The organism is Dactylosporangium sp. NPDC000521 (assembly GCF_042898305.1).
Taxonomy (GTDB): domain Bacteria; phylum Actinomycetota; class Actinomycetes; order Mycobacteriales; family Micromonosporaceae; genus Dactylosporangium.
On the sequence record NZ_JBIAYW010000002.1, the window covers coordinates 771,982 to 785,626 of the forward strand.

Annotated in this window: 17 protein-coding genes; 6 read left to right on the top strand and 11 right to left on the bottom strand. The window is 72.0% G+C overall.

What is annotated here, in order from left to right:
• Positions 1 to 99: 99 nt before the first annotated feature.
• Genes dtd through ACFY3L_RS09275 form a run of 5 tightly spaced genes read right to left on the bottom strand, consistent with a single transcriptional unit; the run spans position 100 to position 3,331 of the window.
• Entirely contained in the window at positions 100 to 522 is a 423-nt protein-coding gene (gene dtd, locus ACFY3L_RS09255; RefSeq protein ID WP_389320568.1) for a D-aminoacyl-tRNA deacylase, read from the bottom strand.
• Complete coding sequence (locus ACFY3L_RS09260; RefSeq protein ID WP_389320571.1) at positions 519 to 1,982, bottom strand: methyltransferase; 1,464 nt, start codon at positions 1,980 to 1,982, stop codon at positions 519 to 521. Before ACFY3L_RS09260 ends, dtd begins: the two co-directional genes overlap by 4 nt.
• A 17-nt stretch (positions 1,983 to 1,999) precedes the next feature.
• Positions 2,000 to 2,341 carry a hypothetical protein gene (locus ACFY3L_RS09265; RefSeq protein ID WP_389320573.1) on the bottom strand — a complete coding sequence of 114 codons (342 nt, stop codon included), beginning with the start codon at positions 2,339 to 2,341 and terminating at the stop codon, positions 2,000 to 2,002.
• Positions 2,342 to 2,379: 38 nt separating this feature from the next.
• Positions 2,380 to 2,826, bottom strand: a complete 447-nt coding sequence (locus ACFY3L_RS09270) for a hypothetical protein (protein WP_389320576.1) — start codon at positions 2,824 to 2,826, stop codon at positions 2,380 to 2,382.
• Positions 2,827 to 2,869: 43 nt separating this feature from the next.
• Positions 2,870 to 3,331, bottom strand: a complete 462-nt coding sequence (locus ACFY3L_RS09275; protein ID WP_389320579.1) for a heme-degrading domain-containing protein — start codon at positions 3,329 to 3,331, stop codon at positions 2,870 to 2,872.
• Positions 3,332 to 3,513: 182 nt separating this feature from the next.
• Here ACFY3L_RS09275 and ACFY3L_RS09280 point away from each other — a divergent pair, with 182 nt between their 5' ends.
• A complete protein-coding gene (locus tag ACFY3L_RS09280) occupies positions 3,514 to 3,945 on the top strand; it encodes an SRPBCC domain-containing protein (RefSeq protein WP_389320582.1) in 432 nt (143 codons plus the stop codon).
• On the opposite strand, the gene ACFY3L_RS09285 is transcribed toward ACFY3L_RS09280, so the two are convergent.
• From ACFY3L_RS09285 to ACFY3L_RS09300, 4 genes are all read right to left on the bottom strand, one after another.
• Positions 3,929 to 5,671: a glycosyltransferase 87 family protein gene (locus ACFY3L_RS09285; protein ID WP_389320585.1), complete on the bottom strand. Its 1,743-nt coding sequence runs from the start codon at positions 5,669 to 5,671 to the stop codon at positions 3,929 to 3,931. The genes ACFY3L_RS09280 and ACFY3L_RS09285 overlap by 17 nt on opposite strands.
• Positions 5,672 to 5,843: 172 nt before the next feature.
• Positions 5,844 to 6,191 carry a type II toxin-antitoxin system PemK/MazF family toxin gene (locus tag ACFY3L_RS09290; RefSeq protein ID WP_389320588.1) on the bottom strand — a complete coding sequence of 116 codons (348 nt, stop codon included), beginning with the start codon at positions 6,189 to 6,191 and terminating at the stop codon, positions 5,844 to 5,846.
• The gene (locus ACFY3L_RS09295) at positions 6,178 to 6,408 is read right to left on the bottom strand and encodes a ribbon-helix-helix domain-containing protein (protein WP_389320591.1); all 231 of its coding nucleotides are present in this window, start codon (positions 6,406 to 6,408) and stop codon (positions 6,178 to 6,180) included. The genes ACFY3L_RS09290 and ACFY3L_RS09295 overlap by 14 nt, the downstream gene beginning before the upstream one ends.
• A 203-nt stretch (positions 6,409 to 6,611) precedes the next feature.
• Positions 6,612 to 7,271 carry a DUF998 domain-containing protein gene (locus ACFY3L_RS09300; RefSeq protein ID WP_389320593.1) on the bottom strand — a complete coding sequence of 220 codons (660 nt, stop codon included), beginning with the start codon at positions 7,269 to 7,271 and terminating at the stop codon, positions 6,612 to 6,614.
• Positions 7,272 to 7,485: 214 nt separating this feature from the next.
• Here ACFY3L_RS09300 and ACFY3L_RS09305 point away from each other — a divergent pair, with 214 nt between their 5' ends.
• Genes ACFY3L_RS09305 through ACFY3L_RS09315 form a run of 3 tightly spaced genes read left to right on the top strand, consistent with a single transcriptional unit; the run spans position 7,486 to position 8,953 of the window.
• Positions 7,486 to 8,079, top strand: a complete 594-nt coding sequence (locus ACFY3L_RS09305) for an HhH-GPD-type base excision DNA repair protein (RefSeq protein WP_389320596.1) — start codon at positions 7,486 to 7,488, stop codon at positions 8,077 to 8,079.
• Between the two features lie 10 nt (positions 8,080 to 8,089).
• Positions 8,090 to 8,548 carry a large conductance mechanosensitive channel protein MscL gene (mscL, locus tag ACFY3L_RS09310; protein WP_389320599.1) on the top strand — a complete coding sequence of 153 codons (459 nt, stop codon included), beginning with the start codon at positions 8,090 to 8,092 and terminating at the stop codon, positions 8,546 to 8,548.
• A 39-nt stretch (positions 8,549 to 8,587) separates the two neighbouring features.
• Positions 8,588 to 8,953: a DUF3099 domain-containing protein gene (locus ACFY3L_RS09315; RefSeq protein WP_389320602.1), complete on the top strand. Its 366-nt coding sequence runs from the start codon at positions 8,588 to 8,590 to the stop codon at positions 8,951 to 8,953.
• Positions 8,954 to 9,040: 87 nt separating this feature from the next.
• On the opposite strand, the gene ACFY3L_RS09320 is transcribed toward ACFY3L_RS09315, so the two are convergent.
• Positions 9,041 to 9,934 carry a carbohydrate kinase family protein gene (locus ACFY3L_RS09320; protein WP_389320604.1) on the bottom strand — a complete coding sequence of 298 codons (894 nt, stop codon included), beginning with the start codon at positions 9,932 to 9,934 and terminating at the stop codon, positions 9,041 to 9,043.
• Positions 9,931 to 10,839: a pseudouridine-5'-phosphate glycosidase gene (locus tag ACFY3L_RS09325; protein WP_389320607.1), complete on the bottom strand. Its 909-nt coding sequence runs from the start codon at positions 10,837 to 10,839 to the stop codon at positions 9,931 to 9,933. The genes ACFY3L_RS09320 and ACFY3L_RS09325 overlap by 4 nt, the downstream gene beginning before the upstream one ends.
• Positions 10,840 to 10,901: 62 nt before the next feature.
• Between ACFY3L_RS09325 and ACFY3L_RS09330 the strand changes: the two genes are divergently transcribed.
• On the top strand, positions 10,902 to 11,180 hold the full coding sequence (locus ACFY3L_RS09330) for a DUF3039 domain-containing protein (RefSeq protein ID WP_360558369.1): 279 nt from the start codon (positions 10,902 to 10,904) through the stop codon (positions 11,178 to 11,180).
• 141 nt (positions 11,181 to 11,321) lie between these two features.
• Positions 11,322 to 13,034, top strand: a complete 1,713-nt coding sequence (locus tag ACFY3L_RS09335; protein WP_389320610.1) for a DEAD/DEAH box helicase — start codon at positions 11,322 to 11,324, stop codon at positions 13,032 to 13,034.
• Positions 13,035 to 13,645 lie beyond the last annotated feature (611 nt).

Consider the following 13,645-nt stretch of genomic DNA (forward strand, 5'->3'; position numbering starts at 1 on the left):
CCGTGTGCAAGTGGCGCGATCATTCCTACGGGAGAAGCTTCGCCCAGCGGGCGTGAAGTGGCGGTGAGGCGGCCGAGCCGTGGCACGAATCCGTGAGTCCTAGATTTCGAGCATCACCGTGTGGGGTCCGACGTTCACGCTTTCGACCAGCATGTGGGTCCGGAAGCGCCCGGTTTCCACCACTGCGCCCCGGTCTCGCAGATGCTGGCAGAACGCCTCGATGAGTGGCTCCGCCACCTCCGGACGGGCGGCGGCGATCCAGGTGGGGCGCCGGCCCTTGCGCGCGTCGCCGTACAGCGTGAACTGCGAGACGACCAGCAGCGGCGCGCCCAGCTCGGCGGCGGACTTCTCCTCGGGCAGGATGCGCAGCTCGTGGACCTTCCGGGCAAGGGTCGCGGCAGTCGTCAAGTCGTCGGTGTGCGTGACCCCGACCAGGACGAGCAGGCCGGAGCCGATGGACCCCACCACCACGTCGTCGACGGTGACCGATGCGCGGCTCACCGTCTGGACGAGCGCCCTCACGAGGCGGGCAGCAGGATGCCGCGCTCCACGAGGTGAGCGACCAGGGGGACCGCCACGTCGGCGAGGACGTCCGACGGTACCTCGTGCGCGGCGGCCAGGATGTCGACCTGGTCGCGCAGGGTCACGGAGCCGTCGCAGGCGCCGACGAGGGTGAGGGCCACCGGATCGACCTCCTCGCTCCACCGCAGGCCGTCGGGCAGGCTCAGGACCTGCTGGCCGACCTCCCAGCCGTCGGGGCCCTGGGTGGCCTCCTGCCGCAGGCGCAGCCCCGGCGCGGCGGCGAGACGGGCGCCCAGCAGGTCGGTGCCGCGCAGGAAGTCCTGGCGGGCGAACCAGTCGCCGATCAGCGGCCCGAGCGGCCCGTCGACGGTCTGCCGCAGGTCCTCGATCCGCACCGTCGGGTCGTCGTGGCCGCCGGCGCGCAGCGTGATGAGGCCGAACCCGACCGCGTCGACCTTCTGCGCGTCGAACCAGTCGAGCCAGGCCGCCGCGATCGCGGGCTGCTGCACGGGGTCGACGGAGGCGTCGGAGAGCCACAGGTTGACGTACGCGACCGGGTCGGACACCTCCCGCTGGATCACCCACGCGTCGAGGCCGGTGCCGGCGAGCCAGTTGGCGACCCGGTCCTCCCACTGCTGGCCGCCGACGTGCAGCCAGTTGGCCAGGAACTGCATGTGACCGCCGTCGGCGAGCAGGCCCGGAGCGGCGGCGACGAGCTCGGCGCAGACCGCGTCCCCGGGGCGGCCGGAGTCACGGTACGTGTGGTCCGTCGTCCCCGGTCCGGCGACGAACGGCGGGTTGCTCACGACCAGGTCGAACCGGCGGCCGGCGACCGGCGCGGTCAGGTCCCCGTGCAGCAGCTCCCAGTCCAGGCCGTTGAGCGCGGCGGTCGTCGCGGCGAAGCGCAGCGCGCGGGGGAGCAGGTCGGTCGCGGTGACCTTCGCCGCGTGCGTCGACAGGTGCAGCGCCTGCACCCCGCAGCCGGTGCCCAGGTCCAGCGCCGTGGCCACGGGGTCGCGCAGGGTGGCGGCGGCGAGCGTGGTGGAGGCGCCGCCGATGCCGAGCACGTGGTCGCCGGGCAACGGCCGCCCGGGTCGCATCCCGGCGGACAGGTCGGCCACGACCCACCAGTCGCCGTACGGCTCCAGCTCCACCGCCGCCCGTACACCGTCTCCGGAAGCTTCGAGCAGCGGCAGCGCGGCGGCGAGCGGCAGGGGAGCGAGCGCGTCGGCGACCGCATCCAGCGACTCGGTCTGGCCGCACACGAAGAGCCGCACGAGGGTGGCGAGCCGGCCGGGCCGCTCCTCGGTGCGCTGCAGCGCGGCGCGGAAGTCGTTGCGGGCGAGGGCGGCCGTCGCGGGCTCACCCAGCAGGTCCTTGATGCCCTGGGAGGTGTACCGGGCGGAGGTCAGCGCCTCACGGAGCCGGGCGAGACCGTCGGCGTCGAGCAGTGCGTCCACCCTGACATCCTGCTACGTCAACGTTGGTCGATTCCTAAACAGGCCACGACGCGCGTGGCGTCGGCGGTGAGGAAGAGCTGGAAGTGCGTCGGCGGGTCCTCGACCTTCGCCTCGCCGATGCGCAGCGGCCGGCCGCCGGCGACCTGCAGGCGGGTGATCGCGTCGTCGCCGCCGAGCATCGGGGTGCCGATCTTCGCCATGTGCTGGGCCCGCCGCGAGTAGCTGCGCGCGAGCTGATCGGCCGGCACGGTGTCGTCCCACACGACGTAGTCCGCGCCGGCCCGGATCGCGTCTTTGCAGGCCACGAAGGCTTCCCCCGGCACCTCGTCGAGGAGCCGGAGCAGTACTTCACGTTCCATGATCTATGTGACCATAAAGTCGGACTTTTGGTTAGCCCTCAGCTACCGCAGTTCTTGAGCTTTTTGACGACGGTGGCCGGCACCTGCGACCGGCAGACGCCGTCGGTGCCGCCGGCGATCGCCAGCCACTGCTTCTTCCCGGTGTCGTACTGGAACAGCACCGTCGCCTTGTCCGCCGCCTCGGGCTGGGTCACCGCCGTCGCCCAGTCGTCGGCGCAGCTGATGTCGGTCAGCCCCTTGCCGATGTCGACCGCGTTCGAGACGTCGAGGTTCGCCACGAACGCCTTCTCCAGCGTCGCCGCGTCCACCGGGCACCCCGCCTGCGGGCTCGCGCCGGGCTTCGTGGGCGCCGGGCCGGTCTGCGGCGTCAGGGACTCTTGCGCGCTGGGTGCCGCGACCGCGCCGTTGTTCTTCGGCGCGTCGTCGGAGCAGCCGGTCAGTGCGAGGGCCGCGGTGGCGGCGACGCACACGAGAAGTCGCTTCATCACACGCGGAATCCTCGGCCCGCCCGCGCGCTGAGACAACCCTCTATTTATCGAGGAAGAGCCCTACTGCCTCGACGACGAGCGCGTGGTCCTCGGCCTGCGGCAGCCCCGACACGGTCACGACGCCGACGACGCCGACGTCCACGACCCGGATCGGGAACGCGCCGCCGTGCGTGGCGTAGTCGGCCGGGTCGACGCCGTACGCCGCGTCCATCGCCTTCCCCTGCGCGGCCATCCGCCGCCCCACCAGATACGAGGAGGCGTTCAGGCGCTCCACGACCCTGATCTTGCGCTCGATCCAGCGGTCGTTGTCGGGTGCGGTGCCGGGCAGCGCCGCGTGGAACAGCTGGTGGCCGTGCCGGCGGATGTCGATCGTGATCGGCAGCCCGCGCTCCTTGCCCAGACGCACCAGCAGCGATCCCAGCGCCCAGGCGTCGTCGTTGTCGAACCGCGTGAACCGCAGCCGCTCCTCCTGCGCCTCCAGCTCGGCGATCAGGTCCTCCACGCGAGTGCTCCTCGGGTCGTCGTTGCGGCCACTGTACGGGCGGGCCGCTGCCGCTCGGGTCGTCGTCGCGGCCACTGTACGAGCGGGCCGTGGCCGCTCGGGCCGGCGCTGCGGCCACTGTACGGGGGGCGGCGCCAAGTCGAGCGCAAGCGCCTCCCAAGTCACCTCGGCACGATACGGGTATGAGGACTTCGACCTGCAGCCTGTACATCGCCGCCGACCCGGCCCGCGTCTGGCGGGCGATCACCGAGCCCGCCTTCACCCGGCGCTTCTACCTGGGCCTCGCGGTCGACTCGCAGTTCGTCCCGGACGCGCCCATCGTCTACCGGGCCGCGGCCGGCCCCGTCCCCGACGTGCTGCACGGGCACATCGTGCACGTCGAGGAGGGGCGGCTGCTGGTGCACAACCTGTACACCGGCATCGGCGCGGAACAGGAGGTGCACTGCTGGCTGACGTGGGAGATCACCGCCGCCGAGCCGGGGCTCTGCCGGGTTTCGCTCACCTGCGACGACCTCGACCGCGAGCCCGACCCGGAGCGCGACGACGCCTGGTCGCGGATCCTGAGCCGCCTCAAGTCGGTGCTCGAGGCCGAGCGGTTCACGCCAGGTTTGTGAAGCTGGCCGCGACCTGCCCGCTCGCGTCCAGCACGTCGAGGCGGCCGTGGGCCAGGCTGGCGCTGCGGAACGAGAACGTGCGCACCCCCGCGTCCGCCTCCAGCAGCGGGATGCTGCGGGCCGCCCCGCCCGGCGCCGAGGTGTACCGCAGCCCCGCCACCTCGGCCCCGACCACGCCGTTGACCCGGACCTTCGTCTTCTCCCGCCGGATCTTGTACGCGATCGGCTCGCCCGCGGCCGGCGTGCCGGTGAAGTAGAAGTAGCGCGGGTTGGTGAGGTCGTCCGCCGAGTACGCCTTGAAGGTCGGGTCGGCACCGGCCGGCAGCGGCGTGAGCGCGAGCGCCGCCAGCCCCGCCAGGGCCGCGACCGCGATCCGCCGCGTCGTGCGGAACCGGGTGCGCCGGTTGAGCCGCATCGCGGCGCCCCCGACCCCGGCGACACAGACGGCGATCAGCCCCAGCGACCGGGCGTTCTCCAGCAGGAACTGCCAGCCCGGGTACAGCGCGACGCCGCGCAGCACGACCCCCAGCGACAGCGTCATCACGACCAGCAGCACGACCCCGGCCGCCCGCCGCCACGCCCCCTCGGTCGCGACCAGCAGCATCGCCGCGAGCACCGTCCACACCTGGTGGTGCGTCCACGACACCGGCGACGCCGCCACGGTCGCGCAGCCCACGAGGACCGCCGCCCGCACGGGCTCCCCGTGCAGGTGCAGCGCCCGCGCCCGCAGCAGCGCGGCACCGCAGATCGCCGCGATCAGCACCGCCCACACCACCGGCAGCGTCGCGGGCGACAGCCCGATCCGCAGCAGCATCCCGTGCACCGACTGGTTGCCCAGCGAGGCGAGGTCGCCGATGCGCGACGTCTGGAAGATGGTGCCGCCCCAGTACCGCACGCTGGCCCCCGGCATGAGCACCGCCGCGACCCCCGCGCACGCGACGAACGCCGCCCCCGCCCGCGCCGCGTCCTTGTACCGCCGCGCCACCAGGAAGTACACGACGAACAGCAGCGGCGTGAGCTTGATCGCCGCCGCGGCCCCGACCAGAATCCCCCGGAACCGCGCCGGCACCACCTGCCCCGCGTCGACCAGCGCCAGGAGCACGATGAAGATGCTCACCTGCCCGAACCGCAGGTTGCTCTGCACCGGCGCCGACACCAGCAACGCCGTGGCCACCCCGGCCGCCACCAGCCCCCGCGTGAAGAACCGGCTCCCCACGCTTCCGCCGCCCCCAGCGCTGGCGCCTGCCTTGGTCGCGGCGCCTGCCTTGGTCGTGGCGCCGGCTGTGGTCGTGGCGCCGGCTGTGGTCGTGGCGCCGGCTGTGGTCGCGGTGCCCGCTGTGGTCGCGGTGCCGGTCACGGCGCTGGTCACGGCGCTGGTCACGGCGCTGGTCACGGTCACGGTGGCGGTCGCGGCACTGGACCTGGTCACCGTGCGGGCGATGGCGATCACGGCCGCGCAGGTCATCGCCAGCCACAGCACGCCCAGCGTCGCCTCGGGCAGCAGGCTCAGAGGCCGGAACAGCACCATCGCGAACGGCGGGTACGTGAACGGCCCCCCGTTCTCGGCCACGTAGTCATAGAGCGGCCCGTCGAACTTCGCCGCCCCGTAGTAGATGTGCAGGTCCGACAGCCGCTGCGCATCAGGCCGCCGCCACACCAGCGCGGCCGACGCCGCCGCGATCCCCCCGAACACGGCCCACGCCGCGACCACCCTGCGCTCGAACATCGCACCAGGCTATGGCCCCAGATCAACCCGGCGCGGCCCTCCGAGACGCCCGCCCGCGACCGTCTGCCCAGGTGGCGGCCCCGCATCGCCGATCGGACGCCCTCCGCTCTTGTCCGGAACGCTACAACTCGCCGGTGGCCGCGCTCGCAGGCGGCGTCTCGGCGTGGTGGTGTCAGGTGGACAGATGGACACGCAGGGCGTCGTCGATGCTGCGAACCGTGTCCTCCTTGAGATTGCCGAGCCGGCGGCGCAGCCGGCGCACGTCGACGGACCGGATCTGCTCCGCCTGTGCCTTCGAGTCGATGACGAGCCCACCGTCTCCGGCGCGGATCAAGACTTGAAACGGGTGGACCCGGGCGGTGTTGGACGTCACCGGGACCACCGTCACGACGCCGCGGCCCTGCTGCTCGGCCACCTTGTTGGCCGCGTTGTTGCTGACCAGCACCGCCGGACGGACCTTGTTGGCCTCAGAGCCGGCGGCGGGGTCGAAGTCGACCATGAAGACATCACCGCGGCGCATCGGTGACCCCGTCGCCGACCGTGCCGTCCCACAGCGTCGCGTCGTCGGTGTGCTCCCACTCGTCCCAGGCGTCCGCATAGGACTGCTCCATCTCGCTCAGGCGGAGCAGCTCAATGGCTTGGTGCAGCACCGACGACCGGGTGGCGTCGCCCCGGCGGCGCGCATAGGCGTCCACGAACGAGATGTCGTCTGCCGGCAGGCTCACACTCACCTTCATACCGACGATGCTACCTCTGGGTCTTCGTATTGCTACCAGTCTTCCTACCAGAGGTATTACCCGGATCGGTGAAGGGGTGCTCACTATATTTGCATATGACCACATGCGGAGAACGCTAATGGTTGCACGCCGCCGTGGCAAGCCGGGGTCACACCCCTCAACGAGTCGGTCTGCGCCTGGATCGACGACCTACGCCGGGCCCTTCAGCATCCGGGGAGAGTCCGGTACAGCCTGACGGACACGGCCGCGAGCCAGGTCCAGATGACGATCACGGCCGCGACGAAGCCCAGGGTCAGGGCCGGCGCGCCGTTGCCGGAGGCGATGCCTGCGAAGCCGACCAGGAACAGCGCGCCGGAGGCCCGGCTGTACGCGGCCCAGCCCTTGCCGCCCTCGCGACCGAACCGGCGGGCGACGACGAAGCACGCCACGATCACGCAGAGGAAGCCGATGCCGCCCGCGGCGAGGTGCCCGATGCCGTGCCAGCTCACCGTTCCCGGTCCTTCAGGTGTACCGGCGGGGAAGCCCATGGCCGGGTCGGCCCGCAGTGCCCCTGCCGCCACGAGGCTCGCCCCGTAGACCGCCACGAGCCGCGCCGCCCACGGGTCGCCCGGCAGTGCGCGGTGCAGCCCGACGGCCGCCGCGATCACCATCAGGCCGGTCAGGACGAAGTTGGTGATCTGGAGCAAGCCGAGATCGCCGTTGGACAGCAGGCTCCAGGCGTGCCGGGTCAGGTCGAACCCGTCGCGGGTCAGCGCCTGCGCGAGGCTGACGACGACGTAGAACGGCCCGGCGATCACGCCGTAGCCGAGCAGCGACCGGGTGACGCGGTTGGCGCGGATGTGCTCCGGGACGGTGGTGGTCATGGCTGGCGTCCTTCCTTCGTGGTGACCTGTCGCCCGTCTCTCGAACGACCACCCCGCGATCCGACACGACCCCATTGTGACGTCGGTCACATCGGACGCTGTGATCGTGACACTCATCCGGCTCGGGGGATGACGACATGCCGTTGAGACCCGATGACGGCGTTTGGACCGGGCTTCCTCCGATTGAGCTCATCCATGGGGGAGGATGTGGGCCATGCCGTTCTCGTTGCCGATTCCCGCTGAGGCGAACGCACTGCTGGACCGGGACCCTCTCGCGCTGCTGGTGGGGATGACGCTCGATCAGCAGATTCCGCTCGAGAAGGCGTTCTCGTCGCCCTGGGTGCTTTCCCAGCGGCTGGGGCACGATCCGACGGCGCAGGAGCTGGCGGAGTTCGACCCCGGCGCGCTGGTGGAGATCTTCGCGACGCCGCCGGCGCTGCACCGGTTCCCGAAGGCGATGGCGGCCCGGGTGCAGGAGGTGTGCCGGGTGCTCGTCGACCGGTACGACGGCGACACCGCGGCCCTGTGGACCGGCGCTGCCTCGGGTGGTGAGCTGCTTCGGCGGGTGCAGGCGTTGCCCGGTTTCGGCAAGCAGAAGGCGCAGATCTTCGTGGCGCTGCTCGGCAAGCAGTACGGTGTCCAGCCCGACGGCTGGCGCGAAGCGGCCGGCGGCTACGGCGAGGTCGGCTCGTTCCGCTCCGTCGCCGACATCGTCGACGGCGACTCCCTCGGAAAGGTCAGGGAGTACAAGAAACAGATGAAGGCCGCCGCGAAAGCATCGGGTGCGGTCGGGCGGCCGGGGTCGTAAGGTGCCTACCGTGCTGAAGGGTTTCAAGGACTTTATCTCGCGCGGCAATGTCATCGAGCTTGCCGTCGCCGTCGTCATCGGGGCCGCGTTCAACGACGTGGTCAAAGCGTTCACGGACGGCTTCCTGCAGCCGTTGATCAAGCTCACCGGCGGCATCGGGGTCGACGACAAGAACCAGGGCCTGAAGATCGGGCAGCAGTACCTGGCGTGGCCGGCGTTCCTGAACTCGGTGATAGGGTTCCTGCTGACCGCGGCGACCGTCTACTTCCTCGTGGTGCTGCCCATGAACAAGCTGGCGGAGCGGCGCAAGCGGGGAGTCGAGCCGGAGCCGGCCGCGCCCGCCGAGGACATCCGGCTGCTGACCGAGATCCGCGACCTGCTCGCGACCGGCACGATCAACCGGCCGGCCGCGCCGGGGGAGCCGGTTGGCGGCGCCCACGCCGCGCCGCCGGTGAGGTCGACGGACTGATCCACGGCTGAACCCCGCGACGTGGCAGACTCGGTGGTGATGATGGGACGCAGGCCGAAACCGCAGCTGATCACCACCGCCGAGCGCTCGCCCGAGCAGGAGCTTCGATCCCGCGAGCGGCGGTATGTGGCGATGATGCTGCTGCGCGGCCTCTGCGTGATCGTGGCGGCGGTGCTGGTCACGGCGAAGGTGCCGCTGCTGTGGCTGTGGCTGTGCCTGCTGGTGGCCGGGGCGCTGGTCCTGCCGTGGGCGGCGGTGCTGCTCGCCAACGACAGGGGGCCGCGGCCCGAGCACCTGCTCCGCAACAAGCTGCAGGCCCGGCGGCGGCAGCAGCAGTCGCACCCCGATCCGGCCCACGCGCTCAGCGACCATGAGCACACGGAGCCCAAGGTCATCGACGGCTGAAGCGGCCGAGGCGGCTGAAGCCGCCGAGGTCGCTGAGACCGCCGAGGCGGTTGAGGCCGCTGAGGCGGCCGGGCTTCGAGCGCGGGGCTACGGCCGGCCGCCGACCTTCGACACCGCCAGGGCGCCGAGCCGGGCGCCGCCGGCCAGCGCGTCCGCGGGCGACGCACCGGTCAGCCAGGCCGCGAGAAATCCCGCGGCGAACGCGTCACCGGCGCCGGTCGGGTCGATCACCCGCGCGACCGGCGCCGCCGGTACATGGGCAGGCGCGGCGGAACGACCGGCCCACGTCGCCCCGGCGGCCCCGGACTTCACCACCACCGCGCCGGCCCGGTCCAGCAGTGCCGCCGCCAGCGAGGCCGCGGTGCCGTCCCCGGCGAGGACCCGCGCCTCGTCCAGGTTGGCGAAGAGCAGGTCGACCTCCGGCACCGACGCCCAGAACGACGGCCCGAGGCGCCGCAGCGGCGCGGCCGACGCGGCGTCCAGGCTGGTCGTGAGGCCGCGGCGGCGGGCCTCGGCCAGCGCGTGGCGACCGGCGGGGGCGCAGTCGGGGTCGAAGAGGACATACGCGGACAGGTGCAGATGCCTCGCGCCGGGTGTCGCGGCCAGCGCCAGGTCGAGCGCGTGGTCCACGTCGGCGGGGGACAGGAGCTGGTTGGCGCCCCGGTCGGTGAACATCGTCCGCTCCGCGTCGGAGGTGAGCACCACCACCGTCCCGGTCGCGACCCCCGGCACGCGGCGGACGATGGTCGTGACACCGGCCGCGACCAGCTCGGCCAGGCGCGCGGAGCCGGGCTCGTCGTCGCCGGCCACCCCCGCGAACACCACCGGGTGCCCGACGGAGCCGAGCCAGGTGGCCGTGTTGGCCGCCGACCCGCCGCCCCGGATCGCGACCGAGGCCAGCGTGTCGGAGCCGATGGCGAGGGGGCCCTCGTGGACCGTGACGATGTCGGTGACCACGTCACCGACCACGACGACCGTCACAGTGCCGCGGCGATGCGGGCCGCCAGGTCGGCGTTGCGCAGGATGATCTTCACGTTCACGTCCAGCGAGCGGCCCTCGGTGGCGGCGTGGAAGTGCGACAGCAGGCTGGGGGTGACGTCCTTGCCCGTCACGTGGTCGCGCTCCAGGCCGGCCAGCCCCTCGGCGAGGACGCGGTCGTGCAGGTCAGGGTCGAGCTGCTCGTCGACCGGCAGAGGGTTGGCGATGATCGTCGCCCCCTGGTGTACTGCCTGGGCCCGGGCCGCCCGCACGATGGCCGCCGCACCGGCCGGGTCGTCGACGGACCAGTCCAGGTCGAACCCGCCGTCGGTGAGGTAGAAGCCGGGGAAGCGGCGGGTCCCGTACCCCACGACGCTCACGCCCAACGTCTCCAGCCGCTCCAGGGTGGCGCCGACGTCCAGGATCGACTTCACGCCGGCGCAGACCACGGTGATCGGCAGCCGGGACAGCGCCGTCAGGTCGGCCGACTCGTCGAACGTCGTGCCCGCGCCGCGGTGCACCCCGCCGAGCCCGCCCGTGGCGAAGACGGCGATGCCTGCCGCGACGGCGATCGCCGAGGTCGCCGCCACCGTCGTCGCGCCGTCGGCCCGCCCCGCGGCGGCGGGGGCCAGGTCGCGCACGGAGAGCTTCACCACGTCATCGCTGCCGGCCAGGTGCACGATCTCCTCGTCGGACAGGCCGACCACGATCTCGCCGCCGAGCATGCCGATCGTGGCGGGGACCGCGCCCGCGGCCCGCACCGTCGCCTCGATGTCCCGCGCGACGGTCAGGTTCGACGGCCGGGGCAGCCCGTGCGAGATGATGGTGCTCTCCAGCGCGACGACCGGCGCACCGGCCTCCCTGGCCGCCGCGACCTCGGCTCCGTAACGGATGGCATGGTTGATCACCACGCAACGATAACCCCGCTCGCCGTGCGGCATCGTGGCCGTCGGCCTGGCAGACTGGGACCGTGACAACGACTCCCGAGACTCCAGGCGGTGGCGGCTCGACGCTCACGGACGAGCGCGTCGAGGAGCAGACCGACTATCGGTATGACGCCGGCGACCACGAGAAGTTCTCGCACTACGCGCCCAAGGACAAGATCATGCAGGCCATGATCGAGGGCACGCCGGTGCGGGCGCTGTGCGGCAAGCTGTGGGTCCCGTCGCGCGACCCCAGCCGGTTCCCGGTTTGTCCGGTCTGCAAGGACATCTACGAAAACGTCGTGCAGAACGACGACCCGTCCTGACGGTCGTTTCCCTCTCGCAGTGACGTTCGGCGCGGATCGGCGCTCGGCCCGTCCGCGCCCGCTAGGCTGAGCAACGCCTTCGCGGTCCACCAGACCCGGAGGCGTTTCCGTGTGGGTTCATGTTCCTCGAGGGGGTGCCGCATGCCGCCGCGTCCGGTGGTGCAGGCAGGACAGACGCTCCGGGTGTGGCAGCGCAAGGCCTTGATGGAGTACCTGCGCGGCAAGCGCGAGGACTTCCTCGCCGTCGCGACGCCCGGCGCCGGCAAGACGACGTTCGCCCTGCGGATCGCCCTGGAGCTGTTCGCCGACGGCACCATCGACAACGTCACGGTCGTCACGCCGACCGAGCACCTGAAGAAGCAGTGGGCGGACGCCGCCGCCCGCGTCGGGATCGACCTCGACCCCGGCTTCCGCAACGCCGACGTGCACACCTCCTCCGACTTCCACGGCACGGTCGTCACGTACGCGCAGGTCGGCATCGCGCCGGAGGTACACAAGCGGCGAACGATCACGAGAAAGACCCTCGTCGTCCTGGACGAGATCCACCACGCCGGCGACTCGAAGTCGTGGGGCGACGGGGTCAAGGCCGCGTTCGAGCCCGCCGTGCGGCGGCTGATGCTGACGGGCACCCCGTTCCGGTCCGACGACAACCCGATCCCGTTCGTGCAGTACGAGCGGGGCAACGACGGCATCGCCCGCTCCCGCTCCGACACCACCTACGGCTACGCCGAGGCCCTCGCCGACGGCGTCGTGCGGCCCGTCATCTTCCTCGCCTACTCAGGCGAGACGCGCTGGCGCACCTCGGCCGGCGACGAGCTGGCCGCCCGCCTCGGCGAGCCGATGACCCAGGACCTCATCGCCCAGGCGTGGCGCACCGCCCTCGACCCGACCGGCGACTGGATGTCGCAGGTCCTGCGCGCCGCCGACGCCCGCCTGCAGGTGCTGCGCAGCGGCGGCATGCCCGACGCGGGCGGCCTCGTCATCGCCAGCGACCAGACCGCCGCCCGCGCCTACGCGAAGGTCCTCGGCGAGATCACCGGCGAGAAGGCCGTCGTGGTCCTCTCCGACGACCAGGGCTCCTCCGGCCGCATCGCCTCGTTCTCCGCGTCGCAGGAGCGCTGGATGGTCGCCGTCCGGATGGTGTCCGAAGGCGTCGACATCCCGCGCCTGGCCGTCGGCGTGTACGCCACCAGCGCCTCGACCCCCCTCTTCTTCGCCCAGGCGATCGGCCGCTTCGTGCGCGCCCGCGGCACCAACGAGACCGCGACCGTCTTCGTGCCGAGCGTGCCGCACCTGCTGGAGCTCGCCTCCGAGATGGAAGCGCAGCGCAACCACGTCCTCGGCGCCCCGAAGACGAAGGAGGGCTTCGAGGACGACCTCCTGGAGCGCGCCCAGCGCGAGGAGAAGGCCGGCGACGACCTGCTGAAGAGCTTCGAGGCTCTCTCCGCGACGGCCGAGCTCGACCAGGTCATCTTCGACGGGACCACCTTCGGCGTGCCGGCGCAGACCGGCTCGGCCGAGGAGGAGGAGTACCTGGGGCTCCCCGGCCTCCTCACCGCCGACCAGGTGTCCACGCTGCTCAACAAGCGCCAGGCCGAGCAGCTCGCGGCCGAGAAGCGCCGCGCCCCGGCCGCCACGACGACGGTCATACCCGAACCGCCGAAGACGGCCGGCGAGCGCCGCATCGTCCTGCGCAGGCAGCTGAACACCCTGGTCGCCGCCCACCACCACCGCACCAACCTGCCCCACGGCAAGATCCACGCCGAGCTCCGCCGCCTCTGCGGCGGCCCCCCGAGCGCCCAGGCGACGATCGAGCAGCTCGAGGAGCGGATCGCCACCATCCAGACCATGTGACCGGTTTCGTGATCGCCGCGCCACCGCTTCCCTCGGCGCGCCTGCCGCGGGCGCCCCTGGCCGCTCAAGTGCCTTCGGCACTCCTCCGGCACCACGAAATAGCGCCGTTTGGGCGAATTGTCGGGCACCAGGCTCGCTTCCCGGTGCTGATCCAAGGACGGTTCTGGTCGCCCGGGCGACCAGGCCGGTCCTTCGATCATGGTGACGGCCGACGTTGCGGTGGTGGATGCGCCAGTCGGGGCGGTGGCGGCGATCGCGTCGTTGGGCGGATAGTCCGGCGCTGAGTTCGCTGTCCGGCGGCTTCGCCTTGTTCGGTGGCGTTGTTGTGCGCGTGGCGGGTGGTGATCCAAGGACGGTTCTGGTCGTTCGGGTGGCCAGGTCGATCCTTCGATCATGGTGACGGCCGACGCTGGGGTGGTGGATGCGCCAGTCGGGGCGGTGGCGGCGATCGCGTCGTTGGGCGGATAGTCCGGCGCTGAGTTCGCTGTCCGGCGGCTCCGCCTTGTCCGGTGGGGCTGTTGTGCGCGTGGCGGGTGGTGATCCAAGGACGGTTCTGGTCGTTCGGGTGGCCAGGTCGATCCTTCGATCATGGTGACGGCCGACGCTGGGGT